At 67.8% G+C, this 24563-nt stretch carries 19 protein-coding genes and 1 pseudogene; 4 read left to right on the top strand and 16 right to left on the bottom strand.

Features of this window, described 5'->3' with window-relative positions; genetic code table 11:
* The first annotated feature begins 84 nt into the window (after positions 1-84).
* Positions 85-5826: a pullulanase-type alpha-1,6-glucosidase gene (pulA, locus tag K2F54_RS13715; RefSeq protein WP_220606410.1), complete on the top strand. Its 5742-nt coding sequence runs from the start codon at positions 85-87 to the stop codon at positions 5824-5826.
* A gap of 212 nt (positions 5827-6038) precedes the next feature.
* Complete coding sequence (locus tag K2F54_RS13710) at positions 6039-6935, top strand: SDR family oxidoreductase (RefSeq protein WP_220606409.1); 897 nt, start codon at positions 6039-6041, stop codon at positions 6933-6935.
* Between the two features lie 170 nt (positions 6936-7105).
* On the opposite strand, the gene glmM is transcribed toward K2F54_RS13710, so the two are convergent.
* The 4 genes from glmM to truA form a co-directional block, all read right to left on the bottom strand.
* Positions 7106-8473 carry a phosphoglucosamine mutase gene (gene glmM, locus K2F54_RS13705; protein WP_220606408.1) on the bottom strand — a complete coding sequence of 456 codons (1368 nt, stop codon included), beginning with the start codon at positions 8471-8473 and terminating at the stop codon, positions 7106-7108.
* 24 nt (positions 8474-8497) lie between these two features.
* Positions 8498-8983, bottom strand: a complete 486-nt coding sequence (gene rpsI / locus K2F54_RS13700) for a 30S ribosomal protein S9 (RefSeq protein ID WP_134640270.1) — start codon at positions 8981-8983, stop codon at positions 8498-8500.
* Between the two features lie 49 nt (positions 8984-9032).
* Entirely contained in the window at positions 9033-9479 is a 447-nt protein-coding gene (gene rplM / locus K2F54_RS13695) for a 50S ribosomal protein L13 (protein ID WP_110128290.1), read from the bottom strand.
* A gap of 186 nt (positions 9480-9665) precedes the next feature.
* Entirely contained in the window at positions 9666-10559 is an 894-nt protein-coding gene (gene truA / locus K2F54_RS13690; protein WP_220606449.1) for a tRNA pseudouridine(38-40) synthase TruA, read from the bottom strand.
* 153 nt (positions 10560-10712) lie between these two features.
* On the opposite strand from truA, the gene K2F54_RS13685 reads away from it, so the two are divergent.
* A complete protein-coding gene (locus K2F54_RS13685; RefSeq protein ID WP_220606407.1) occupies positions 10713-12857 on the top strand; it encodes an acyltransferase family protein in 2145 nt (714 codons plus the stop codon).
* 746 nt (positions 12858-13603) lie between these two features.
* On the opposite strand, the gene rplQ is transcribed toward K2F54_RS13685, so the two are convergent.
* The 12 genes and pseudogenes from rplQ to K2F54_RS13625 form a co-directional block, all read right to left on the bottom strand.
* Positions 13604-14113: a 50S ribosomal protein L17 gene (rplQ, locus tag K2F54_RS13680; protein ID WP_220606406.1), complete on the bottom strand. Its 510-nt coding sequence runs from the start codon at positions 14111-14113 to the stop codon at positions 13604-13606.
* Between the two features lie 51 nt (positions 14114-14164).
* Positions 14165-15154, bottom strand: coding sequence for a DNA-directed RNA polymerase subunit alpha (locus K2F54_RS13675; RefSeq protein WP_220606405.1), 990 nt, complete (start codon positions 15152-15154; stop codon positions 14165-14167).
* Between the two features lie 166 nt (positions 15155-15320).
* Positions 15321-15719, bottom strand: a complete 399-nt coding sequence (gene rpsK, locus K2F54_RS13670; protein WP_055821293.1) for a 30S ribosomal protein S11 — start codon at positions 15717-15719, stop codon at positions 15321-15323.
* Between the two features lie 42 nt (positions 15720-15761).
* Positions 15762-16136 carry a 30S ribosomal protein S13 gene (gene rpsM, locus K2F54_RS13665; protein WP_220606404.1) on the bottom strand — a complete coding sequence of 125 codons (375 nt, stop codon included), beginning with the start codon at positions 16134-16136 and terminating at the stop codon, positions 15762-15764.
* A 160-nt stretch (positions 16137-16296) separates the two neighbouring features.
* Positions 16297-16410 carry a 50S ribosomal protein L36 gene (gene rpmJ, locus K2F54_RS13660; RefSeq protein WP_035834639.1) on the bottom strand — a complete coding sequence of 38 codons (114 nt, stop codon included), beginning with the start codon at positions 16408-16410 and terminating at the stop codon, positions 16297-16299.
* A 67-nt stretch (positions 16411-16477) separates the two neighbouring features.
* On the bottom strand, positions 16478-16699 hold the full coding sequence (gene infA / locus K2F54_RS13655; protein ID WP_022883252.1) for a translation initiation factor IF-1: 222 nt from the start codon (positions 16697-16699) through the stop codon (positions 16478-16480).
* A gap of 168 nt (positions 16700-16867) precedes the next feature.
* Positions 16868-18017, bottom strand: a pseudogene (locus K2F54_RS13650) (mannitol-1-phosphate 5-dehydrogenase).
* The gene (locus K2F54_RS19600) at positions 18014-18454 is read right to left on the bottom strand and encodes a PTS mannitol transporter subunit IIA (RefSeq protein WP_220606403.1); all 441 of its coding nucleotides are present in this window, start codon (positions 18452-18454) and stop codon (positions 18014-18016) included. Before K2F54_RS19600 ends, K2F54_RS13650 begins: the two are co-directional and overlap by 4 nt.
* Positions 18454-19836 (bottom strand): PTS mannitol transporter subunit IIBC, encoded by a 1383-nt coding sequence (locus K2F54_RS13640; protein WP_308287660.1) that lies wholly within the window; start codon positions 19834-19836, stop codon positions 18454-18456. Before K2F54_RS13640 ends, K2F54_RS19600 begins: the two co-directional genes overlap by 1 nt.
* A gap of 73 nt (positions 19837-19909) precedes the next feature.
* On the bottom strand, positions 19910-21631 hold the full coding sequence (ptsP, locus tag K2F54_RS13635) for a phosphoenolpyruvate--protein phosphotransferase (protein ID WP_220606402.1): 1722 nt from the start codon (positions 21629-21631) through the stop codon (positions 19910-19912).
* 13 nt (positions 21632-21644) lie between these two features.
* The gene (locus K2F54_RS13630) at positions 21645-21911 is read right to left on the bottom strand and encodes an HPr family phosphocarrier protein (RefSeq protein ID WP_220606401.1); all 267 of its coding nucleotides are present in this window, start codon (positions 21909-21911) and stop codon (positions 21645-21647) included.
* A gap of 113 nt (positions 21912-22024) precedes the next feature.
* Positions 22025-22342: a PTS sugar transporter subunit IIB gene (locus tag K2F54_RS13625; protein ID WP_220606400.1), complete on the bottom strand. Its 318-nt coding sequence runs from the start codon at positions 22340-22342 to the stop codon at positions 22025-22027.
* A gap of 164 nt (positions 22343-22506) precedes the next feature.
* On the opposite strand from K2F54_RS13625, the gene K2F54_RS13620 reads away from it, so the two are divergent.
* Entirely contained in the window at positions 22507-24438 is a 1932-nt protein-coding gene (locus K2F54_RS13620; protein WP_255577107.1) for a BglG family transcription antiterminator, read from the top strand.
* Positions 24439-24563: the final 125 nt, after the last annotated feature.

Below are 24563 nucleotides of genomic sequence, written 5' to 3'. Positions count from 1 at the left end.
CAAACGCTTGCAGTTTCTGCGTGACGCGGAGTAGTGTCCCGAGGGTTGTCCGTTGCGCCGTTGGCGCCGAACAGGGGAAAGTCAATGCTGACTAATCAGATCGCCGCACGCCGCATCCTGGCCACGATCGGTTCAGGGGCGATTATCGTCTCCGGGCTGGTCTTCGCCCCGATGGCGGCGGCCGCTGCCACGCCGACCGTCGCCCTCGTCGGCGGCCTGCAAGACGAGCTCGGCTGTGCCGAAGACTGGGCGCCGGCCTGCGAGGCGACCGAGCTCGTCCCGACCGGAACCGAGGGCATCTGGGCCGCCGAGTTCACCGTCCCCGCGGGCAGCTACGAGTACAAAGTCGCCCTCAACGACAGCTGGGATGTCACCTACGGGCTGGACGGCGGCGCGGACAACATCCCGCTGACCATCGGGGGCGAGAGCACCCTGCGGTTCAGCTTCGACCTCGCCAAAAAACGCGTCGGTCTGGAAGCGCTCTCTCTCGCCGGACCGTACTCCGAGGCGGATGCTCCGCTGGCGACGGCGCCCGTCCGCCAGCCCGGCAGCAATGAGCAGTTCTACTTCGTGATGACCGACCGGTTCAAAGACGGCGACCCGGCCAACAACACCGCCGGCCTCGGCTCCGACCCGATGGACTCCGGTTTCGACCCGACCGCGAAGGGCTTCTACAACGGCGGCGACCTCGCCGGTCTCCGCTCCTCCCTCGACTACATCCAGGGGCTCGGCACCACCGCCCTCTGGCTCACCCCGTCGTTCATGAACAACCCGGTGCAGGGCGAAGGCGCCGACGCGTCGGCCGGTTACCACGGCTACTGGATCACCGACTTCACCCGGATCGATCCGCACCTGGGCACCAACGCCGAACTCGAGGCCCTCATCGGCGATGCGCACGCCCGCGGCATCAAGGTCTACTTCGACATCATCACCAACCACACCGCCGACCTGATCGACAACGCCGAGAAGGCCTACAGCTACATCGACAAGGCCACCTCGCCATACACGACCGCCGCCGGCGAGGCCTTCGACCCCGCCGACTACGCGGGCACCTCCGACTTCCCCGCGCTGGACACGACCTCGTTCCCGTACACGCCGACCGTGACCCCGGCCAACGCCGACCGCAAGGTGCCGGCCTGGCTGAACGACCCCACGCTCTACCACAACCGTGGTGACTCGACCTTCGAGGGAGAGAGCAACCTCGACGGCGACTTCTCCGGCCTCGACGACCTGATGACGGAGCACCCGGCCGTCGTGGACGGCTTCGTCGACATCTACAAGACCTGGGTCGACCTCGGCATCGACGGTTTCCGCATCGACACCGTCAAGCACGTCAACCTCGAGTTCTGGCAGACCTGGTCCACCGCGGTGCGCGACTACGCCCACTCCCAGGGCAAGCCCGACTTCTTCATGTTCGGCGAGGTTTACGACGCGGATGCCGCCAAGACCTCTCCCTACGTGCGCGACACGGACCTCAGCTCGGTGCTCGACTTCGGGTTCCAGTCGCAGGCCACCAGCTTCGCGGCCGGCAACTCGGCCAAGGGCCTCAGCCAGCTGTACGCCAGCGACGACCGGTACACCACCCCCGACTCCAACGCCTACGCCCTGCCGACCTTCCTCGGCAACCACGACATGGGTCGCATCGGCTCGTTCCTGAAGAACTCCGATTCGCCGGTGCAGCGCGACAAGCTCGCCCACGAACTCATGTACCTCACCCGCGGCCAGCCTGTCGTGTACTACGGCGACGAGCAGGGCTTCGCCGGTGCCGGCGGCGACAAGGACGCCCGCCAGTCCCTGTTCGCCAGCCAGGTCACCGACTACACCGACCAGCCGCTGATCACGGGAGAGAAGGCGGGGTCGGTCGACAGGTTCGGCACGGATGCCCCGCTCTACACCCACATCAGCGCCCTGTCCGCGCTCCGCACCGAGCACCCGGCCCTGGCCACCGGCGCCCAGATCGAGCGTTACACCGACACCGGGGCCGGCGTGTACGCCTTCAGCCGGGTCGATCGCACCGAAAAGATCGAGCACCTCGTCGCCGTCAACAACTCGGCCGCCGCCAAGACCGTCACGGTACCCACCCTCACCGACGGCGCCGCCTTCTCGGTGCTCTACGGAGCCGGAACCCCCGCCACCGCCACCGCCACCGGTGAGCTCTCGGTGACGGTGCCCGCGCTCGGCTCGGTCGTGCTCGTCGCCGACCGCACGGTCACGGCGCCCACCGCCGCCACCGCGATCACGGTCGCCGCCCCCACAGCCGGCGCCGGCGTATCCGGAGTGTCACCCGTCGGCGCCACGGTCGACGACGGCACCTGGGCCGAGACCGGTTTCGCCTGGCGTGTTGTCGGCTCCCCGGAGTGGACCAGCCTCGGCACCGCCGAGGACACCACGCCGCGGGTCTTCCACGACACGAAGGGCCTGGACACGGGCACCCTGGTGGAGTACCGCGCGGTGACCACGGATGCCGCCGGCCAGCGCGCCGCCGCCTCCGCCTTCGCGTCCGTGGGCAACACGGTCGCCCTCACCGAGACCGACGCCCCCACGCCCACCCTCGACCTGGTAACCGTTGCCGGCAGCCTCGACTCGGAGATCGGCTGTGCGGGCGACTGGCAGCCCGGCTGCGAGGCCGCGAAGCTCACCCAGCGTGCCGACGGCATCTACGCCGCCACCTTCGACCTGCCGGCCGGCGTCTACGAGTACAAGATCGCGATCAACGGCTCCTGGGACGTCAACTATGGGGCGGGCGGGGTGCCGAACGGCTCGAACGTCTCCTTCACCGCGCCCGGCGGACCGGTCACGTTCTACTTCGACCCGCGCAACAACTTCTTCCAGAACACCGCCCAGGGCCCGATCGTCACGGCCACCGGTTCGTTCCAGGAAGAGGCCGGCTGCCCCGGCGACTGGAAACCCGACTGCCTCGCCACCTGGCTGCAGGACATCGACGGTGACGGCATCCTCACCTGGAACACGAGCACCCTGCCCACCGGCAGCTACGAAGGCAAGGTGACGCACAACCTCGGTTGGGCAGAGAACTACGGCGCGGATGGTGTGCCGAACGGCGCAGACATCGGCTTCAGCGTGACCGAGGGAGAAGACACCGCCTTCAGCTACGACCTGGCCAGCCACGTGCTCACCGTTGAGTCCGCCAGCCAGCCGTTGGCCGGCACCGGGCAGCAGCGTGCCCATTGGATCGACGAGAAGACTCTGGCCTGGCCGCGCGACCTGCTGCCGGTCAATGCCGATCCGGCCGACCTGGTCTATGCCCTGCACAGCTCGGCTGACGCGTCGCTGACCGTCGCAGACGGAGCCGTGACCGGTGGCGACACCGTGAAACTCGGCTACGACAAGGCCGGGCTGACCGACACGCAGAAGTCGGCGTTCCCCGCTCTGGCAGACTCCGTCGTGCTGCGCCCCGCCGACACGGACCGCGCCGCGGTCGAGCGACTGCTCACCACCCAGTTGCAGGTCAGCCAGGCCGATGCGGACGGTGTGCTCACCGCCCTCACCGGAGTGCAGTTGCCCGGCGTGCTCGACGACCTCTACGCGGATGCCGCATCCTCCCGGGCGCTCGGCGTCACGTGGGCGAAGAAACGCCCGACGGTCGCCGTCTGGGCACCGACGGCCCAAGACGTCGACCTGCTCGTCTGGACCGCAGGCGACGCCGCCGAGCCCGAGCGGGTCGCCCTGAAGCGGCAGAAGGACGGCACGTGGTCGGCGACCGGCGCCAAGAAGTGGGCCGACGCATCCTTCATGTTCGAGGTCACGGTGTTCGCACCCACCACGGGCACCATCGAGGTGAACCAGGTCACGGACCCGTACTCGGTGGCACTCACGACGAACTCCACCCGATCGGTGTTCGTCGACCTGGCGGACAAGGACATCCGGCCCAAGACGTGGGAGAAGACCAAGTCGCCCACGATCGACAACCCCGTCGACCGGTCGATCTACGAGCTCCACGTTCGCGACTTCTCGATCTCCGACGAGACCGTGCCCGAACCGCTCCGCGGCACCTACGGCGCGTTCGGCGTGGACAGCGCCGGCACCGAGCACCTGGCCGCGCTGGCGGATGCCGGCCTCAACACCGTGCACCTGCTGCCCACGTTCGACATCGCCACCATCGAGGAGGACCGCGCCAAGCAGGCCGAGCCGGCGTGCGATCTCGAATCGTTCGGTCCGGCCTCGCCGGAGCAGCAGGCCTGCGTGCAGGCCAGCGCCGACGCCGACGGTTTCAACTGGGGTTACGACCCGCTGCATTTCCAGGCATCCGAGGGCTCGTACGCGGTGAACCCGCGCGGCGGGGCCAGGGTGGCCGAGTTCCGCGACATGGTGGGTGCCCTGCACGAGGACGGCCTCCAGGTCGTGCTCGACAAGGTGTTCAACCACACCAACGCCAGCGGGCAGGCCGCCACGTCGGTGCTCGATCGGGTCGTGCCCGGCTACTACCACCGGCTGAACCCGCTCGGCGCGGTGGAAACATCCACCTGCTGCCAGAACGTGGCCACCGAACACCAGATGGCCGAACGGCTGATGGTGGACTCGGTCGTGCTCTGGGCTCGGGAGTACAAGGTCGACGGCTTCCGGTTCGACCTCATGGGCCACCACTCCACGGCGAACCTGGCCGCGGTGCGGGCGGCCCTGAACGCGCTCACCGAGAAGAAGGACGGCGTGGACGGCAAGGCGATCTACCTCTACGGCGAGGGTTGGAACTTCGGTGAGGTCGCCGACAACGCCCTGTTCGAGCAGGCGACGCAGGGTCAGCTCGGCGGCACCGGGATCGGCACCTTCAACGACAGGTTGCGTGACGCCGTACACGGCGGCAGCCCCGTCGACGGCGGCACCGTGCAGCAGCAGGGCTTCGGCACCGGCCTCGGCACCGACCCGAACGGCGCGGCCATCAACGGCACGCCTGAGCAGGCGTCGAGCAGGCTGGCCCAGGCCAGCGACCTGGTGCGGCTCGGACTCGCCGCGAACCTGCGGGACTTCAGCTTCGTGACCGCTGACGGCTCCGTCAAGCGCGGCGACGAGCTCGACTACAACGGCTCGCCGGCCGGCTACGCCGACCAGCCTGCCGAGGTGATCAACTACGTCGACGCGCACGACAACGAGACGCTCTTCGACCTGCTCGCCCTCAAGATGCCGGCCGACTCCGCGATGACCGACCGGGTGCGTATGAACACCCTGTCGCTGGCCACCGCGACCCTGTCCCAGGCCCCGTCACTCTGGCACGCCGGCACCGACCTGCTGCGCTCCAAGTCCCTCGACCGGGACAGCTACAACGCCGGCGACTGGTTCAACCGCATCGACTGGACCGGCCAGACGAACAACTTCGGGGTGGGCCTGCCGTCGGCGGGCTCCAACGAAGACAAGTGGGACATCCAGCGACCGCTGCTGGAGAACCCGGCGCTGGTGCCGACACCGGCCGACATCGCGGCGGCGTCGAGCCAGGCCCAAGACCTGCTTCGGCTCAAGCAGTCCACCGAGCTGTTCAGGTTGGGCGATGCGAAGCTGATCACGCAGAAGCTGAGCTTCCCCGCCGGCGGACCCACCGCCATCCCCGGGGTCATCGTGATGCGCATCGACGACACCGTCGGGAAAGATGTCGACCGCAAGGTGGACGGGCTGCTCACGGTGTTCAACGCCAGCCCGGAGCCGCAGACCATCGCCCTGGCGGACCTGGCCGGCAAGACCTACACGCTCAGCAGCATCCAGGCCGATGGCACGGATGCCGTGGTCAAGACCACCACCTGGGACAAGGCATCCGGCACGGTCACCGTGCCCGCCCGCACCGTGGCGGTTCTCGTGGACGACCAGAAGAGGGGGAAGTAGCCGGGCGGGCGTGGGGCCCCGCTTCGGCCACACGTGCGATATCTGCTCGCCGCACCGAGTCCGGCCCTCAGAGTGCCGTGAACAACCGAGCGTCCGCAGGATTCTCGTAGGAATCTACTCAGCCGGCATTCAGACGAGTACTTCTAGGCTCGGTAGTTGCGTCCGCAGCATAACGGCGGACGCCAGCCGCTGACGAATGAAAGGCACCAGGAATGTCCTCTGACCAGTACACCTTCGAAGACCCCAGCAAGAAGTACGCCGACATCGACACCACCGCGCAGTCCCAGGACGGCCCGGGCCTGGACGCGGACCTGAACAACACCGCCGACCGCGGCGAGACGTCGTATCGCGGCTCTGAGCGCCTCGCCGGCCGCAAGGCCCTGATCACCGGCGGCGACTCCGGCATCGGTGCCGCCGTGGCCATCGCCTTCGCCCGCGAGGGCGCGGACGTGGCGATCTCCTACCTCCCGGAGGAGGAAGAGGACGCGCAGAAGATCGTCGCCCTGATCGAGGCGGCCGGCCGTACCGCCGTAGCGTTGCCCGGCGACCTCACCGACTCCGCGTTCTGCCGCAAGATCATCGCATCCGCCGTCGACGGACTCGGCGGGCTCGACATTCTGGTGAACAACGCGGGCAAGCAGCAGCATGTGGAGGACCTGCTCGACCTCACCGATGAGCAGTTCGACGAGACCTTCAAGACCAACGTCTACGCGATGTTCTGGCTCACCAAGGCCGCGCTGCCGCACCTGGCGCCCGGTTCGAGCATCATCAACACCACCTCGATCCAGGCCTACTCCCCCTCGGAGAACCTGGTGGACTACGCCTCCACGAAGGCCACAATCAACGCGTTCACCAAGGCCCTGGGCCAGCAGCTCGCGCCCAAGGGCATCCGTGTGAACGCCGTGGCACCTGGGCCGATCTGGACGCCGCTGCAGACTGCCGGCGGCCAGCCCACCGAGGAGCTTCCCGAGTTCGGCGAGCAGACTCCCCTGGGTCGTCCCGGCCAGCCGGCCGAGCTGGCCCCGGCGTACGTCTTCCTGGCCTCGGGCGAGTCCAGCTACGTCATCGGCGAGACGCTGAACGTGAACGGCGGCATGCCCACGCCGTAACAGCACGATGCAGCGGATGCGGGCGGTCGGGTTCTCCCGGCCGCCCGCATCCGTTAACCATCGGCAACTGTTCCCCGTGCGGACAATTGGTCCCGGTGTGCCGGGTGCACTTGTCCGCACGGGGCACAGTCAGCCCAGCGGATGCCGCGAGAACCGCGAGGGCTGCCGGCCTACAGGGCCAGGCGGGACTGCACGACGTCGGCCAGCGCGTGCGCCAGCCGGTCCGCGGTGGGCTGGTCGGCGGCCTCGACCATGACCCGCACCATCGGCTCGGTGCCGGAGGGTCGCAGCAGCACCCGGCCGGTGTCGCCCAACTCGGCCTCGGCGTCGCGCACGGCCTGCGCGATGACCTCGTCGCCGTTCAGCCCGTGGTGGTTGACGCCGCGCACGTTCACGAGAATCTGCGGGAACACCGTCATCACGCTGGCCAGCTCGGCCAGGGTCTTGCCGGTGCGGGCCATCTCGGCCACGATGTGCAGCCCGGTGAGAATGCCGTCGCCGGTGGTGGCGAACTTCGTCATGATGACGTGCCCGCTCTGCTCACCGCCAAGCGAGAGCCCGTGCGCGTCGAGCTCTTCGAGCACGTAGCGGTCGCCCACCTTGGACTCGATCATGCGGATGCCGTTGGCGGCCATGGCCTTCTTCAGGCCCAGGTTGCTCATCACGGTGGCCACCAGGGTGTTGTCCTTGAGCACACCGCGCTCGTTCATCGACACCGCCAGGATCGCCATGATCTGGTCGCCGTCGACGATGTTGCCGTCACGGTCCACGGCCAGGCAGCGGTCGGCGTCACCGTCATGGGCGATCCCCACGTCTGCGCCGTGTTCGAGCACGGCCCGGGCGAGGTTGTCGAGGTGGGTCGAGCCCACCCCGTCGTTGATGTTGAGGCCGTCGGGGTCTGCGCCGATCACGGTGACGCGGGCGCCGGCATCCGTGAAGACCTGCGGGGAGACGCCGGCGGCGGCGCCGTGCGCGCAGTCGAGCACCACGTGGATGCCGTCGAGGCGGTGCGGCAGGGTGCCGAGCAGGTGCACGACGTAACGGTCCTCCGCGTCGGCGAAGCGACGGATGCGCCCGACATCGCCGCCGATCGGCGTGAGCAGCTGGTCCCCGGCATCAAGCACCGATTCGATGCGGTCCTCGACGGCGTCGGGCAGCTTGGTGCCGCCGAACGCGAAGAACTTGATGCCGTTATCGGGGGCGGGGTTGTGCGAGGCGGAGATCATCACGCCGAAGTCTGCGCCGATATCGGCGATGAGGAATGCGGCGGCGGGCGTCGGGATGACGCCGGCGTCCAGCACGTCTACGCCGGAGCTGGCCAGGCCTGCTGCAACGGCGGAGGTGATGAATTCACCGGAAATGCGGGGGTCGCGGGCGACCACGGCGACGGGGCGTCTGCCCTGCGCGGCGCGGAGCGCGGCACGGCGGCCCGAGGTGAGAACCACGGCGCTCGCCTGGGCGAGGCCCAGGGCCAGGCCAGCCGTGAGATCACGGTTAGCCAGGCCCCGGACGCCGTCCGTGCCGAATAGTCGAGCCATAGGAGTGCGAACTCGACTAGCGGGTTAGCGCTTCGAGAACTGCGGCGCCTTACGGGCCTTCTTGAGTCCGGCCTTCTTGCGCTCCTTGACGCGAGCGTCACGGTTGAGGAAGCCGGCCTTCTTGAGGATGGCGCGGTTGTTCTCTTCGTCGATCTGGTTCAGCGAGCGGGCGATGCCGAGACGCAGCGCGCCGGCCTGGCCGGACGGGCCACCACCGGTGATGCGTGCGATGACGTCGTAGCTGCCGAGCAGGTCGAGGACCTTGAACGGGTCGTTGATCAGCTGCTGGTGCAGCTTGTTCGGGAAGTAGTCGTCGAGCTCGCGCCCGTTGACGACAATCTTGCCGGCGCCGGGAACGATGCGCACGCGGGCGATGGCCTGCTTGCGACGGCCCACGGCTGCGCCGGGAACGTTGAGGACGGCGCGGGGCGCCTTGGTTGCAACTTCAGCGGGAGTCTCGGTGGTGAAACTCTCGGGAGCTGCGTCAATCTGGTCTGCGATCTTCGCCACGATGGTGTGAATCCTTTTTTCTTAGATATCGAGAAGTCTGGGGCCGACGCTACTGAGCGACCTGGCTGAGGGTGTACGGCTTGGGCTGCTGCGCAGCGTGCGGGTGCTCGGGGCCTGCATAGACCTTGAGCTTCAGCAGCTGTGCACGGCCGAGCGAGTTCTTCGGCAGCATGCCGCGAATCGCCTTTTCTACCGCACGGGTGGGGTGCTTCTCGAGCATCTCCGAGTAGTTCGTGGCCGTGAGGCCGCCCGGGTAACCGGAGTGGCGGTATGCCATCTTGAGGTCGAGCTTCTTGCCGGTCAGGGCAATCTTCTCGGCGTTGATGATGATGACGAAGTCGCCACCATCCATGTGGGGGGAGAAGGTCGCCTTGTGCTTGCCGCGAAGAAGAATCGCGGCGTGGCTGGCGAGCCGACCCAGAATGATGTCGGTGGCATCGATGACGACCCAGTCGTGCTGGAGTTCGCTTGCCTTGGGGGTGTAAGTGCGCGTCACTGTTGTGCTGCTTTCTTGTTTTCGAACGGAGGTGTTCGTGAATCCCGCTCCGGGTGTGTTCTCGAAGAGAACACGATCGATGGAGGGCTCACGTTCGTGTGCCTGGCTGCAACGCCTAAGACACCAAGGAACAACACTAGTTGCCCGGGCAACCCCGCGCAACACCAGACCGGAGATCCGGGCGAGTCACTCGTCTTCCGGCAGTTCCCGGCGTGCCCGCGTCTGCGCGGCACGGATGGCCATGCCGGCGTCCTCCGGGTAGCCCACCTCCATCAGGGTGAGGCCCTGCGCGGGCATCACCTTGAACTCGCTGGTGCGGGCGCGTTCGATCCGCAGGTCCACCAGCCGGGTGCCCACCAGCTTGCCCTCCCCCACCGACACGCACGCGCCCACGAGGGCGCGCACCATCGAGTGGCAGAACGCATCCGCCTGCAGCGTCGCCACGAGCACGCCGTCCGGGTCGCGCCGCCACTCGAAGGACTGCAGGGTGCGGATGGTGGTGGCGCCCGGGCGGGGCTTGCAGTAGGTGGCGAAGTCGTGCAGGCCGATCAGCGTGGCCGCGGCCTCCTGCATCGAGGCCAGATCGAGGGCGAAGCCGTGCCAGGTGGTGCGCATCCGTTGCAGCGGGTCGCGCAGCGCGCCGGTGTCGGAGATGCGGTATTCGTAGCGCCGCCAGAGCGCGGAGAAGCGGGCGTCGAACCCGGCGGGCGCCAGGCTGGAGCGGTGGATCACGATCTCGGGCTGGGTGACCAGGATGCCGCCGAGCCGGCGCTGCACCATGGTGGCCAGCTCGTTGGGGTACTTGGGGGTGCCGGTGCCGCGCTTGACCCGCACGAGCGCGTTCACCTGGTCGGGGTTGAGGTCGAAGTGCGCCACCTGGCCCAGGGCGTGCACGCCTGAGTCGGTGCGGCCGGCGACCACGAGGGTGGGGGTGGGCTGGTGCCGCTTGAGGATCGAGCCCAGGCCCTCTTCGATCTGGCCCTGCACGGTGCGGTAACCCGGTTGCACGGCCCAGCCGAAGAAGTCGGTGCCGTCGTAGCCGATGTCCAGCCGGATGCGGGTGGACCCGGGCGCGGGCAGTGAATCGCTGGGCTCGGCGAGGGCGCCATCCGGGTTGAGCTGTGCCGGGAGCGTCGGAAGGGTGCCGTCGACGGGCTCGGGAAGACTCACAGAGGTCAGTGTAGAGGCGGGGCCGGGTTATCGTTGGACGGGCCATCGTCTGGCTGCACCGTTATGACCAGTTCCCTACGTACCGAACCCCGCGACCGTGCCACAACTGTCATCGTTGCCGGCCCGCCGGCCAGGGGCATCCGCCGGCTGAGCGGCTTGGACGGGCTGCGCGGCGTCGCCGTCACCCTGGTGCTCGTGTATCACCTGTTCCCACCGGTGCTGCAGGGCGGTTTCATCGGCGTCGACATCTTCTTCGTGATCAGCGGGTTCCTCATCACCGGCCTGATTCTGGCCGAACGGGACCGCACCGGCCGGTTCTCGGCGCGACGGTTCTGGCTGCACCGGGCCAGGCGGCTGCTGCCGGCGCTGGTGCCGCTGGTGCTCGTGGCCTGCACGACCGCGTGGTTGATCGGCGGCGACGTGCTGGTGGGCCTCGGCTGGAAGCTGCTGGGAGCTGCGACGTTCAGCTACAATTGGGTGTCGATGGCCTCCGAATCCAGTTACTTCGGCTCGGCGCAGCCGGAACTGTTCCGCAACCTCTGGTCGCTGGCGGTGGAGGAGCAGTTCTACCTGCTCTGGCCGTTGCTGCTGCTGGCGCTGCTGCGCATTCCGCGACCGGGCCTCCGCGTGGCCGTCATCGCCGCCCTCGCGGTCGCGTCGGCGGTCTGGATGGGCGTCGGCTTCCAGCCGGGCATGGACCCCACCCGGGTGTACTACGGCTCGGACACGCACAGCTTCGGCCTGCTCATCGGCGCCGGACTGGCCCTGCTGCTGCGGCCACTGTCGCCGACGGCGGCGTCGGGGTCGACCGTCGTCAGGTCTGCCTGGCATCGGGCTCTGGCGCAGGCGCGCCCGTGGTGCGGAGCGGCCGCCCTGGCCGGCCTGCTCGCCGCTGCGATCTGGTTGCCCGACGACGCGGCCGTCACCTACCGCGGCGGCCTCCTCCTGGTGAGCCTGCTCTCGGCCGTGGTGATCTGGGCGGGCGTGGCCGGCGGCCGGTTCGGGCGGATGCTGGACACCCGTGGCCTGCGCTACCTCGGTGAACGTTCCTACGGCCTCTACCTCTGGCACTGGCCGCTGCTGGTGCTCGTGCAGCTCTGGGCCCCGTTCGGCCGGGGAGTGTCGAGTGTCGCGGCGACCGGGCTGCTGGCCCTGGCCCTCGCAGTCGCTGCCGCCACGCTCTCGCACCGGTGGCTGGAGATGCCGATCCGCCGGCTGGGGTTACGCGGGGCAGCCCGGCGGGCGTGGGCCCGCGTGTCCGGCGCGGGCACGGCGGCGGCGGCGGCAGCGACAGCGACAGCGACAGCGACAGCGACAGCGACAAAATCAACAGCAGCGGCAACCGCAGCGCCATCGGCAGCGGCCGTGGTCTCCCCCGTGCCCGCCCCGGGCACCGACCCGGCACCCGCTCCCCGTCCCGCCGAGCCGGCGCCGTCCGGGGCCACCGACCGTCGAGGCCGCGCGGTCGCGACAGTCTCCCTGGCGGCGGCCATGGTGCTGGTGCTGCTGGCCGGAACCGTGGCATCCGTCGTCACGGCGCCCAGCATGACGACGGCGCAGGCCGAGGTGCTTCGCGGCCAGCAGGCGCTCGTGCGGGCGGAGAAGGCTGCGGCCGCCCAGGCCCTGCTTGATGCCGCCGCCCAGCGGGCCGGGGTTGACGCCGAGGCCACCAGGGGCTCCACCATCACCGCCGTCGGCGACTCGGTGATGCTCGCCTCCGCGGCCGAGCTCCACGCCGAGTTCCCCGGCATCGCGATCGACGCCGCCGTCTCCCGCGGCATGGACGCAGCCCCGGCGATCCTCGCCGCGCAACGCGACGCGGGCACGCTGCGCACGGTGGTGCTCGTGGGCCTGGGCACGAACGGGCCGGTCGATCCCGACGACCTCGCCGCGATCATGCGTGTGATCGGGCCCTGCCGCGAGCTGATCGTGGTCAACGCCTTCGCCGAACGCGACTGGACCCCCGGCGTCAATGCCCAGCTGGCGGACTTCTCCGCCCGCCGCAGCCAGGTGGTGCTGGCCGACTGGAGCAGCGCGATCGCCCCGCGGGTCGATGTGCTCGCCGGCGACGGCATCCACCCCGGCCCGACCGGCGGCGCCATCTACGCGGACTCCGTGGCGGCCGCCCTGGAACGACTCTCCGGCACGCTGCCCACGAGCACCCTCGGCGCCGACACCCTCCAGGTATTCCGCCCTCAGCCCAGCTGACTCGACCCCGCACCTCCCGCCGCCCGATAGCACCCGGCGCTCGGCGCCCGGCCAGATCCCGCCGCGACGCCCGCCGTGGCCCACCGCGCCCGGCCGGATCCCGCCGCGACGCCTGGCCAGATCCGTTCACGGCGCCACTTCCTGTGGCCCACCGCCCCACAGTTGCACTCACGGCACCTCCTACGGGCCACCGCGCCCGCTATAGCGGGCGCGGTCGCCGAGAGGGGGTGCAGTGAGCCCACAACGGCAACAAAAGCGACCGTTCGCGCCCCACGCACCGCCCCGGCACCCTTCCTGCGCGTGCGCGAACCGGGCGGGCCGGCACAATACGCCACCCCTCGGGCGCCAATGATCCCCGTATGGCTGGATGAGCCCCCTACAGCGGGCTCACCCAGCCAGAGCGGGCTCAGCAAGCCCTCACCGGCGACGGATGCGCCCGCCCGCGCCCCGCGCACCGCTCCAGCGCACCGCCCCGGCATCCGGCCCATGGCTACCCAACCGCCCCGGGCATCCGGCCTACCGCGCGCGCGAACCGGGCGGGCCGGCACCTCACGCCACCCCTCGGGCGCCAATGACCCCCGCTTGGCTGGATGAGCCCCCTACAGCGGGCTCACCCAGCCAGAGCGGGCTCAGCAAACCCACACCGACGACGGATGCGCCCCGCCGCGCCCCAGCGACCCCTCCCCGGGCGCACAAAAGGGCCCGACCGGAGTCGGGCCCTTCAGGTGAAACGGGTGAAGCAGGTGTTACTTGGCGTCCTCGGCGGGAGCGTCAGCAGCGTCGGCCTCGACGGTCTCGGTCGGGGCGACCTCGGCCTCGGGTGCCTCTTCAGCAACCGGCTCGGCGACGGGCGCGGACGCCTTGGCGGAGGCCTTGTTCGACTTCACCTTGGGCGTGACGGGCTCGAGAACGAGCTCCATCTGCACCATGGAGGCGTTGTCGCCCTTGCGGAAGCCGAGCTTCGTGATGCGGGTGTAGCCGCCATCGCGCAGCGCAACCTGGGGCGCGATCTCGGTGAAGAGCTCGTGCACGACGGTCTTGTCGCCGATCGTCGCGAGAACGCGACGACGAGCGTGCAGGTCGCCACGCTTGGCGAAGGTCACCAGGCGCTCGGCAACCGGACGCAGGCGCTTGGCGCGCGTCTCGGTCGTCTTGATGGACTTGTGGGTGAACAGGCTGGCGGCCAGGTTCGCGAGCATGAGGCGCTCGTGCGCCGGTCCGCCACCGAGACGGGCTCCCTTAGTGGGCTTAGGCATTATCGGTAATCTCCAGTATCAAAGTCGAAAGGCGTCGAGGAACGACGAGCCTTAGTTGGTTTCTTCGTCGTAACCGCTGTAGAAGTGCGCACCGTCAAAGCCGGGCACAGAATCCTTCAGCGACAGACCGAGCTCAACGAGCTTGTCCTTGACCTCATCCACCGACTTCTGACCGAAGTTGCGGATGTTCATCAGCTGGGTCTCCGAGAGGGCGACCAGTTCGCTGACGTTGTTGATGCCTTCGCGCTTGAGGCAGTTGTACGAGCGCACGGACAGATCGAGGTCTTCGATCGGCACGGACAGCTCGGTCGAGAGGACGGCGTCAACCGGCGCGGGGCCGATTTCAATGCCCTCAGCGGCGGTGTTCAGCTCGCGGGCCAGACCGAACAGCTCGGTCAGCGTACGACCGGCGGATGCGATGGCGTCGCGGGGCGAGATAGCCGACTTGGTCTCCACGTCAACGACGAGGCGGTCGAAGTCGGTGCGCTCACCGGCACGAGTTGCCTCGACACGGTAGGTCACCTTGAGAACCGGCGAGTAGATCGAATCGACCGGAATCTGGCCGGCCTCGGAGTACTCGTTGCGGTTCTGGGTAGCCGACACGTAGCCGCGGCCACGCTCGATGGTCAGTTCAAGCTCGAACTTGGCCTTGTCGTTCAGGGTCGCGATGACCAGCTCGGGGTTGTGAACCTCGACGCCGGCCGGAGCCGAGATGTCGGCGGCCGTGACCTGGCCGGAGCCCTGCTTGCGCAGGTACGCGGTGATGGGCTCGTCGTGCTCGCTGGAGATGACCAGGCCCTTGATGTTCAGGATGATCTCGGTGACATCTTCCTTGACCCCGGGAACGGTGCTGAATTCGTGAAGCACTCCATCGATACGGATGCTGGTGACAGCAGCGCCGGGAATCGAGGAAAGCAGGGTGCGGCGCATCGAGTTACCGAGGGTGTAGCCGAAGCCGGGCTCGAGCGGTTCGATGACGAACCGGGACCGGAACTCCGAGATGTTCTCTTCGGTGAGCGTGGGGCGCTGTGCGATAAGCACTATTGATTCCTTTCGGCGAAGTGTCCGCTATATGACACTTGTTGGCGAGTTATTTAATTGTGTGTCTCGACGAGCCCGCCAAGGCGGGGCCATCGCGGTGAACGGCCAGTGAGCTTGCCCGGATCAAGAGACCCGAACAAGCCCAGAAGCCAGTCACTGAAAGGAATTAAACGCGGCGACGCTTCGGCGGACGGCAACCGTTGTGAGCCTGGGGCGTCACGTCGTTGATCGAACCGACCTCGAGGCCAGCGGCCTGCAGCGAACGGATAGCCGTTTCGCGGCCTGAACCCGGTCCCTTGACGAAGACGTCAACCTTCTTCATGCCGTGCTCCTGCGCCTGACGGGCGGCCGACTCTGCAGCCAGCTGAGCGGCGAACGGGGTCGACTTGCGCGAACCCTTGAAGCCGACTCCACCCGAGGACGCCCAGCTGATGACTGCACCGGTGGTGTCAGTGATCGAGACGATGGTGTTGTTGAACGTCGACTTGATGTGGGCCTGGCCCACAGCGATGTTCTTCTTCTCTTTTTTACGCGGCTTCCGTACGGCCGACTTTGGTGCTGCCATGATTTCTCCTGAATCCTAGAGGCGAGACGGGCTAGGCGAGGCCTAGCGCGCCTTCTTCTTGCCGGCTACGGTGCGCTTCGGGCCCTTGCGGGTGCGAGCGTTGGTCTTGGTGCGCTGGCCGCGGACGGGCAGGCCCTTGCGGTGGCGAATACCCTCGTAGCTACCGATCTCGACCTTGCGGCGGATGTCGGCGGCAACCTCACGACGAAGGTCACCCTCGATCTTGAAGGTTCCTTCGATGTAGTCGCGGAGCTGGACGAGCTGCTCGTCGGTCAGGTCCTTGACGCGGATGTTTCCATCGATTGCGGTGTCGACGAGGGTCTTGAGTGCCCTCGTGCGGCCAACACCGTAGATGTAAGTAAGTGCAACTTCCACGCGCTTATCGCGCGGAATGTCGACGCCGGCTAGACGTGCCATTGTGGCTTCTCCTGTGGGATGGGTGGAGGTCTGTAACAGCGCCTGTGCATCGGCCTCCAACCGATGGTGTCACCCGTGAGGGTTCCCGGCACTGCTATGTATTGAGTTGTAGGTCTCGACAAGCTCGACCAGCGGTGAGGCTGACTAACTCGTCGGGTGACTAGCCCTGACGCTGCTTGTGACGCGGGTTCTCGCAGATGACCATCACGTTGCCGTTACGGCGGATGACCTTGCACTTGTCACAGATCTTCTTGACGCTGGGCTTGACCTTCATGGGTGTGTCCTTGTAATCGCTGTCTTCGTACCCTCGGGATGCCGTGGGCCGTTACTTACAGCAACGCTTACTTGTAGCGGTATACGATCCGACCGCGGGTCAGGTCGTAAGGGCTCAGTTCCACGATCACGCGGTCCTCGGGGAGGATGCGGATGTAGTGCTGACGCATCTTGCCCGAAATGTGGGCAAGAACTTTGTGGCCGTTGGTCAACTCAACGCGAAACATCGCATTGGGAAGAGCTTCGACTACTGCGCCCTCGATCTCGATGACACCGTCTTTTTTGGCCATAACTCACTATCGCTAAAGTATTGGTTGCTGGTCGTGCGGGATGTTGGCCTCCAGACACGCCCATAAAGGCAGTGCTAGACACCAAGGATTTATCCTATGCTATGCGATTGCCCTTGGCAATTCACGGCTAGAATCCCCCGGCCCGTTCGGACCGAGGGATTCCACGGATCAGGCTGCGGTGACAGCGCCGCGCACGACCTCGAGCACATCGGCGTAGAGCGGATGGGTGGGCTCGAGCCCGCACGTTCGCCACGATGGTCTCGGCCGGGTCGGTGGCGAGCATCCGCTTGAGCTCCACACTCTGCTCATCGTCGGCCACGTCGAAGCGCAGCGCCGCGGCGATGGCCTCCAGCAGCGCCACCGGGCGGGTACCGCGTTCGGCGATCTCCGCGGCCGGCCCGATGAAGCGTTCGTTGCGGCTGAGCTTGCGCAGCGGCTGGCGGCCGACCCGCTCCACGGTGTCCGGCAGCGCCGGGTTCGCGAACCGGCCGAGGATCTTCTCCCGGTAGGCACGCTGGGTGTCTTCGTCGAGGCCGTGCTTGGCCACCAGCAGTGCACTGGTCTCCTCGAGAACCCGACGGGCGCCATCCGCCACCGCCGGCACCAGCAGGGCGTCGGAGAGCTTGGAGACGCCGGCCTGGGTGCCGAGGTAGGCGACGGTGGCGTGGCCGGTGTTCACCGTGAAGAGCTTGCGCTCGATGTACGGCGCGAGGTTCTCCACGAAGGTGGCGCCGGGGATGACCGGCGGGGTGCCGCCGAACGCGGGGCTTTCGATGACCCACTCGTAGAAGGCCTCGACGGTCACGTCGATGCCGGCATCAGCCGCCTGGCCGGGAACGATGCGGTCCACGGCGGTGTTCGCGAACGCCACCCGGCCCGCGAGGGCCTGCCGGTCGCCGTCGGACACGTTCGCCCAGACCTGCTCGGCGAGCAGGTCGGTGGCGTTGATGGCGTTCTCGCAGGCCATCACGGCCAGCGGGGCCAGCCCGGCCTCGCGGCGGGCCAGGCCCGCCGCGATGACCGGGGCCACGAACCGCAGCACGGTCGGACCGACCGCGGTGGTGACGGCATCCGCCGTGGCGATCTCATTGATGAGATCGGCCTCGTGGGTGGCGCTGTTGATGGCGCGGAAGTTGTTCACCACCTTGTCGGTGGGCACCTCTCCTGCCTCGTGCACCGTGTATGACGGCGCCTGCTGCAGAGCCTCTATAAGAGGAGCATTCACATCGGCGAAGACAACCTCATATCCGGCCTCATGGAGCAGGAGTCCGACGAAGCCGCGGCCGATGTTGCCCGCGCCGAAGTGAATGGCCTTCATTCTGCGTTTACCTCCTCGAGAAGGGCGAAGATCTCGGCCTGCGACCCTGCGTCAATCAGTTTCTGTACTTCGTCCTCGTCGGAGAAGACGACGGCGATCTTGGAGAGGATCTCCAGGTGCTCGTTGTTGAGGCCGGCGATGCCGACCGCGAACTTGACGGGCTGGCCGTCCCAGTCGATCGGCTCGGCGTAACGTACGAGCGAGAGAGCCGATCGCACGATCGACTCCTTCGCGTCGTTGGTGCCGTGCGGGATCGCCAGGAAGTTGCCCATGTAGGTGGAGACGGAGTTCTCGCGCTCGAACATCGAGTCGACGTATTCCTGCTTCACCGCGCCGGTGGCGACCAGCAGTGCGCCGGCCTCACGGATGGCTTCGTCGCGGGTGGTGGCCGTGCCGGCGGCCACCACGTTCGCTGGTTCCAGAATGCTCTGGGTCATTACTTGGTTGCTCCTTCGTTGGTGCCCTGCAGGGACTGTACGACCTCGTCGTACTTGGGGCTGTTCATGAAGTTGTCCACCGACACGTGCACCGACTTGGGGCTCTTGCCGCGGGCCCGGTCCGTCAGGTCCTGGTGGGTGATCACGAGGTCGGCGGTGCCGTCGAGGTTCGCGATGGCCTGGTTGGTCACCGTGACGCCGTCGATGCCGGCCTTCTTGATCTTGTTGCGCAGCACGGATGCGCCCATGGCGCTTGAACCCATGCCGGCGTCGCAGGCGAAGACGATGTTCTTCACTGCGGAGCCGCTGGTGGCGGTGGCGCCGAGGTTGCCCAGCACGGAGCTGGACTTGCCCTTGTTGGCTTCGGTCTTGGCGATGGCCGCGGCCAGTTCGTTGTCGTTCTCAGCGGCGAGGTCCTTCTTGCGGCTGGCGCGGAGGATGACACCACCGATCGCGAACGAGACACCGGCGGAGGCGATGACCGAGAGGATCACGCCGACGAAGTCGGTCCCGGGGGTCTGAGCGAGCACGGCGATGATGCTGCCGGGCGAGGCGGGGGCGCGCAGGCCGGTCTGGAAGGCGACGTTCACGGCAACACCGGTCATGCCACCGGCGATGGCGGCGAGCAGCATCATCGGCTTCATCAGCACGTACGGGAAGTAGATCTCGTGGATACCACCGAGGAACTGGATGATGATCGCGCCGGGTGCACTCGCGCGGGCCAGGCCCACGCCGAAGAACGAGAACGCGAGCAGGATGCCCAGGCCGGGGCCGGGGTTCGCCTCGAGCAGGAAGAGGATGGACTTGCCGCTCTCCTGAACCTGCTGCACACCGATGGGGGTGAGCACGCCGTGGTTGATGGCGTTGTTGAGGAAGAGGATCTTGCCCGGTTCGATGAAGATCGACGCGATCGGCAGCAGGCCGTTGACGATGAGGAAGTCCACGATGGTCTCGAGGAACGCGCTCAGGCCGGTGACCAGCGGGGCGATTCCGAAGAACGCACCGAGCGCCAGGGCGAAGCCGAGGATACCGGCGGAGAAGTTGTCCACCAGCATCTCGAAGCCGGGCTTGATCTTGCCGGCCCAGATCTTGTCGACCTTCATCAGGATCCACGCGCTCAGCGGGCCGACGATCATGGCGCCGATGAACATCGGGATCGAGCTGCCCACGATGACACCCATGGTGGCGATCGAGGCGATCACTCCACCGCGGGTGCCGTAGACCATGCGGCCACCGGTGTTGGCGATCAGCAACGGCAGTAGGTACAAGATCATCGGGTCAACGAGCGTGACCAGGGTCGCGTTCGGGGTCCAGCCGGTGGGGATGAAGAAGGCGGTGATGATGCCCCACGCGATGAAGGCCGCGATGTTGGGCATGATCATGCCGCTCAGGAAGGTACCGAAGGCCTGAACGTGGACCTCGCGCCCTTCTTGGTAGGGGTGGACGTCGTTGTCATTAGAGTGAACCTCTCTCGGGGTTGGCAGACACGGTAGGGGCCGTGCCGGTGGGGGCGGTGCTGGTGTAGCTGTGTGCGATTGCAGTTGCCGCGGCGCGAGCGGATGCTGCGCCGTCGGCAGACAGAGCGGCGTCGGCGAGGTGCCTGGCCTGCTCAAGGGTGAAGTCGGCCAGGGTGGACCGAACGTCGGCGAGGGCCGAGGCCGTCATCGACAGGGTGGTGGCGCCGAGACCGACGAGCACCACGGCGAGCAGCGGGTCGGCTGCGGCCTCGCCGCAGACGCCCACGGGCTTGCCGAGCTTCGCGCCGGCCAGGCCGACCTCGCCCACCAGGCGCAGCACCGCGGGGTGCCACGGGTCCTGGAACGCGGCGACGCTTCCGAGCATCCGGTCGGCCGCCAGGGTGTACTGGGTGAGGTCGTTGGTGCCGATCGAGGCGAAGTCGGCGTGCTTGAGGATGTGCTGGGCCACCAGGGCCGCGGACGGCACCTCCACCATGACCCCGGCCATTTTCAGGCCGAGCTCGTGGGCGAGGGCGGTGAAGTACGCGGTCTCCTCCACGGTGGACACCATCGGCGCCATCACCCAGAGGTCGGCGTCGGTGGCCGCGTCGGCCTCGGCGAGGGCGGTGAGCTGCTCCCGCAGAATGTCCTCGCTGGCGCGCAGGGCTCTGAGGCCGCGGAGGCCCAGGGCGGGGTTCTCCTCGGCGGCGTCGTTGAGGAACGCCAGGGGCTTGTCTGCGCCGGCGTCGAGCGCACGCACCACGACCTTCTGGCCGGGGAAGGCGCGCAGCATCCGCTCGTACTGCTCGCGCTGCTGCGTCACGGTGGGCGCGGAGGCGGAGTCGAGGAAGAGGAACTCGGTGCGGAACAGACCCACCCCTTCGGCGCCGAGGGCGACGGCCTTGGCCGCGCCATCCGCCGAACCGAGGTTGGCCAACAGCGGCACGCTGGTGCCGTCCTTGAGCCGGCCGGGGCCGATCGGCGCCAGGGCGCGGGCCGCGCGGGCATCGATGCGGGCGCGGGCCTCATCGAGCTGCTTGACTGTGGGCGCCAGCAGCACGATGCCGTTGGCGGCGTCGATGATGACCTCGTCACCGTCGGCGAGCTGGGCGGCGGCGTGGGTGCCGACGATCGCGGTGATCGACTTCTCCCTGGCCAGGATGGCGGTGTGCGAGGTGGGTCCGCCGTCGATGGTGATCAGGCCGAGCACCTTGTCGAGGTCGAGCAGGGCCGTGTCGGCGGGCGCGAGGTCGTGGGCGACGAGCACGAACGGCTCCTCGGGGTCGGGCACACCCGGCGCGGGCAGGCCGCCGAGGTTGGCGATGACCCGCTGGGCGACGTCGTCGAGGTCGGCGGCGCGCTCACCGAGGTAGCCGCCCAGGGCCACCATCTGATCGCGGAAGACGGCGAAGGCCTCGAACACGGCACGTTCGGCGGTCTGGTGCTTGTCGAGCCTGGCGGTGACCTCGTCGACCAGGGTGGGGTCCTCGGCCATCATGGCCTGCGCCTCGAGCACGTCCTGGGCGGTGCCGCCGGCGCGTTCGCCTCTGGCCTCGAGGTCTTCGGCCACGACGTGCATCGACGCGGTCGCCCGGGCCAATTCGGCGGCGGGGTCGAGTGTGCTGCGGGTGTTGGCGGGCTCTGGAAGCGGTTCGGGCATGCGCAGGACCCGGCCAATGGCGACGCCCTGGCCGATCCCGATGCCCTGCAGTTCAATCATCAGCGTGTCCCGCTCAGGCGTCGTGGTCGGTGAGGAGGAGCACGGCGAGGCCGTCGAGGATGCTGTCGGCGTTGTCGGCGTCGGTGGCGAGGGTGACGCTGTCGCCGTGGTTGATGCCCAGCGCTATGACGCCCAGGATGCTGGCGGCGTTGACCGGCTTGCCGTCGCCCTTCTGCAGGGTGACGGGAGAACCGGCGGCGGCGGCAGCCTTGGTGAAGAGTTTCGCGGGGCGAGCGTGCAGCCCGTGGGTCGATCCGATCAGGACGGTGCGTTGCGCCATGAGTTCGCCTTGCCTTTCAACGTGCTGGAGTGTCACCGGCCTCAGTCGAGGTGCGGCTTCGTGCGGGTGGCCGGCGGAAACCGGCAATCAGGGGGTGGAGCTGAACGGCTGGGTCAGACCCAGGCACGTTCATGTTGGGCGTCCACGGCCAGGTCGAGTGCCACAGCGCCATCCCGCGCCGAGAACACCGATTCGGGCAGAAGCGCCACTCCCACGCCTGCCTTTTTAGCCTGAGCCTTGATGCGGTCAAAGCGCGGAGCGAGGTGCGGTCCGACCAGGAGCACATCCACGCCGTCGAGCGAGGATGGAAGGTCGGATTCACTGCCGGCGACGACCGTGACCGTGAGGCCACGTTCCTTGCCTGTGCCCCGCAACCGGTGGGCTACGAAGGCGCTGGACGCGCCGGCTCCACAAACGATGAGAATCTTCATTGATTCGTTCCTTTCATCGATCTTTGAATGCAAGATCCACTGTCCTCCTCACGGTTAGCCGGCGCCACCAGAGCCTTTTCCGCAGGTGCGGAAAAACGTCGGAGTTCCCCCGTGCCGGGCCCGTACTCTGCTTGACTACTCTTGAGACAATGGAGTTGCGCGCGATGAGTGATAAACAGACACGGATGCTGGACCTCCTGTCCCAGACGTCCACCTGGATCACGGCAGGCGAACTTGCTGACCGCCTGGGCGTGACCCCGCGCAGCGTGCGCACGTACGTCACCGCGGTAAAGGCGGCCGCGCATCCGCTCACCGTCATCGAATCGGGCACCGCCGGCTACCGGCTCAACCGCGACGAGTTCGCCAGCTTCACGGCCCTGCACCGCACCAAACTGCGCGAGACGGATGCCGACACCCCGCAGCAGCGGGTGTCCAGCCTGGTGCGCCGGCTCACCGAGTCGCCCGACGGGCTCGACGTGTACGAGCTGGCGGCGGAATACTTCGTCAGCGACTCGACCGTGGAGGCCGACCTGGCCCGGGTTCGGCTGATGCTGCCCGACAGCGGGCTGACCCTGGTGCGGCATGGCAGCGTCGTCACCCTCACCGGCTCGGAGACCGACCGGCGCAAGCTGCTCAGCCGCATGTTCCGCGAGGAGAGCGCCAGGGGCATGATCGACCTGGAGACCATCCAGCGCGAGTTCACCTCCGGTCAGGTCGGCGCCGACAACCTGGGCGCCTTCAAGACCGACCTCATCGCGCTGCTCGACGGCCAGGGCTACTTCATCAACGAGTACGGCATCAACAATGTGCTGCTGCACGTGGCCATCGCCATCGACCGGGTCACCAAGCACCTCTCCCCCGCGCCGGCCGTGGCCGAACCGCCGTCGGAGCTGGCCACGTCGCTCTCGAGCCTGGTCATGAAGCATTTCGACGTGTGCCTGGGCAGCGGCGACCTGGCCTATCTCGCCTTCCTGCTCACCACCCGGGTGATCACCCCAGGGCACGACCAGCCGGCCGAGACCCTGATCGAGAGCTATGTGCGCCCGGACGAGCTCGCGGGCATGCGCGCGATCGTGGACCGGGCCAGCCAGGAGTACCTCGTCGACCTCGACGACGACGACTTCATCGTGCGGCTCACCCTGCACGTGCGCAACCTGATCAACCGGGCGCACGACAAGTCGTACTCCCGCAACCCGCTCACCCGCTCGATCAAGACGTCGTACCCGCTGATCTACGAACTCGCGGTGTACATCGCCAGCGAGCTGCAGCGGGCAGAGCAGATCGTGATCAACGACGACGAGATCGCCTACATCGCCATGCACGTGGGCGCGCACCTCGAGCAGCAGACCCGGCGGGTGGAGCTGGTGACCTGCGCGATCGTGTGCCCGAACTACTACGACATGCACGTGCTGCTGCGCGAACGCATCGAACGGGTGCTCGGCGACGACCTCGAGGTCGTCGCGGTGATCACCCGCTCCGATGTGGCCTGGGCCGACCTCGACGCCGACCTGGTGCTCACCACCATCGACCCACAGCTGCACCTCGACAGTGTCATCGTGATTCAGCCGTTCCTCACCCAGGGCGACATCGACCGCATCCGTCAGCATGCCAGCCGGGTGCGACGGATGCGCCGGCGCGCGAGCCTGAAGAACGACCTGCTGCAGTTCTTCGACGAGTCACTGTTCTCCCGCAACTTCTACGCCGGCGACGAGACCGCCATGATCACCGCGCTGGGCGAGCGCATGATGGCGCAGGGCCTGATCGACCAGAGCTACGTCGACGGGGCGATCGAACGCGAGCTGATGTCATCCACCGCGTTCACCGACAACCTCGCGGTGCCGCACGCCATGTCGATGAGCGCCACCCAGACCTCGATCGCGATCGTCATCAACGACACCCCGATGGACTGGGGTGACAACCGGGTCAACGTGGTCGCGCTGATCGCGTTCAGCGCCGCCGGCCGCAGCACCTTCCAGGCGGTGTTCGACCAGTTCGTCGAGGTCTTCGCCGATCGGGTTGAGGTGCAGCGCCTGATCAAGCGTTCGGTCGACTTCGCGTCGTTCATCGACGAGCTCGTGCACGTCATGGACGCCTAGCTCCGCTCGCCCTCCCCCGCCCGCCCCGTTGGTCGAGCGCGTCTCGTCGGTCGAGCGCGTCTCGTCGGTCGAGCGCGTCTCGTCGGTCGAGCGCGTCTCGTCGGTCGAGCGCGTCTCGTCGGTCG

Source organism: Cryobacterium inferilacus, assembly GCF_019599185.1.
In the GTDB taxonomy this organism is placed as follows: domain Bacteria; phylum Actinomycetota; class Actinomycetes; order Actinomycetales; family Microbacteriaceae; genus Cryobacterium; species Cryobacterium inferilacus.
This window is presented reverse-complemented; position numbering and strand designations above follow the sequence as displayed.

What these genes read in the sequence shown, in the direction of transcription:
- K2F54_RS13710 (WP_220606409.1), top strand. Translation starts at nt 6,039, where the DNA reads ATGTCCTCTGACCAGTACACCTTCGAAGACCCCAGCAAGAAGTACGCC.
- K2F54_RS19600 (WP_220606403.1), bottom strand. Translation starts at nt 18,454, where the DNA reads ATGACCCAGAGCATTCTGGAACCAGCGAACGTGGTGGCCGCCGGCACG.
- rpsM (WP_220606404.1), bottom strand. Translation starts at nt 16,136, where the DNA reads ATGGCACGTCTAGCCGGCGTCGACATTCCGCGCGATAAGCGCGTGGAA.
- rpmJ (WP_035834639.1), bottom strand. Translation starts at nt 16,410, where the DNA reads ATGAAGGTCAAGCCCAGCGTCAAGAAGATCTGTGACAAGTGCAAGGTC.
- K2F54_RS13640 (WP_308287660.1), bottom strand. Translation starts at nt 19,836, where the DNA reads ATGATCATGCCCAACATCGCGGCCTTCATCGCGTGGGGCATCATCACC.
- K2F54_RS13625 (WP_220606400.1), bottom strand. Translation starts at nt 22,342, where the DNA reads ATGAAGATTCTCATCGTTTGTGGAGCCGGCGCGTCCAGCGCCTTCGTA.
- K2F54_RS13630 (WP_220606401.1), bottom strand. Translation starts at nt 21,911, where the DNA reads ATGGCGCAACGCACCGTCCTGATCGGATCGACCCACGGGCTGCACGCT.
- K2F54_RS13685 (WP_220606407.1), top strand. Translation starts at nt 10,713, where the DNA reads ATGACCAGTTCCCTACGTACCGAACCCCGCGACCGTGCCACAACTGTC.
- pulA (WP_220606410.1), top strand. Translation starts at nt 85, where the DNA reads ATGCTGACTAATCAGATCGCCGCACGCCGCATCCTGGCCACGATCGGT.
- ptsP (WP_220606402.1), bottom strand. Translation starts at nt 21,631, where the DNA reads ATGATTGAACTGCAGGGCATCGGGATCGGCCAGGGCGTCGCCATTGGC.
- infA (WP_022883252.1), bottom strand. Translation starts at nt 16,699, where the DNA reads ATGGCCAAAAAAGACGGTGTCATCGAGATCGAGGGCGCAGTAGTCGAA.
- rpsK (WP_055821293.1), bottom strand. Translation starts at nt 15,719, where the DNA reads ATGGCAGCACCAAAGTCGGCCGTACGGAAGCCGCGTAAAAAAGAGAAG.
- glmM (WP_220606408.1), bottom strand. Translation starts at nt 8,473, where the DNA reads ATGGCTCGACTATTCGGCACGGACGGCGTCCGGGGCCTGGCTAACCGT.
- K2F54_RS13620 (WP_255577107.1), top strand. Translation starts at nt 22,507, where the DNA reads ATGAGTGATAAACAGACACGGATGCTGGACCTCCTGTCCCAGACGTCC.
- rplQ (WP_220606406.1), bottom strand. Translation starts at nt 14,113, where the DNA reads ATGCCTAAGCCCACTAAGGGAGCCCGTCTCGGTGGCGGACCGGCGCAC.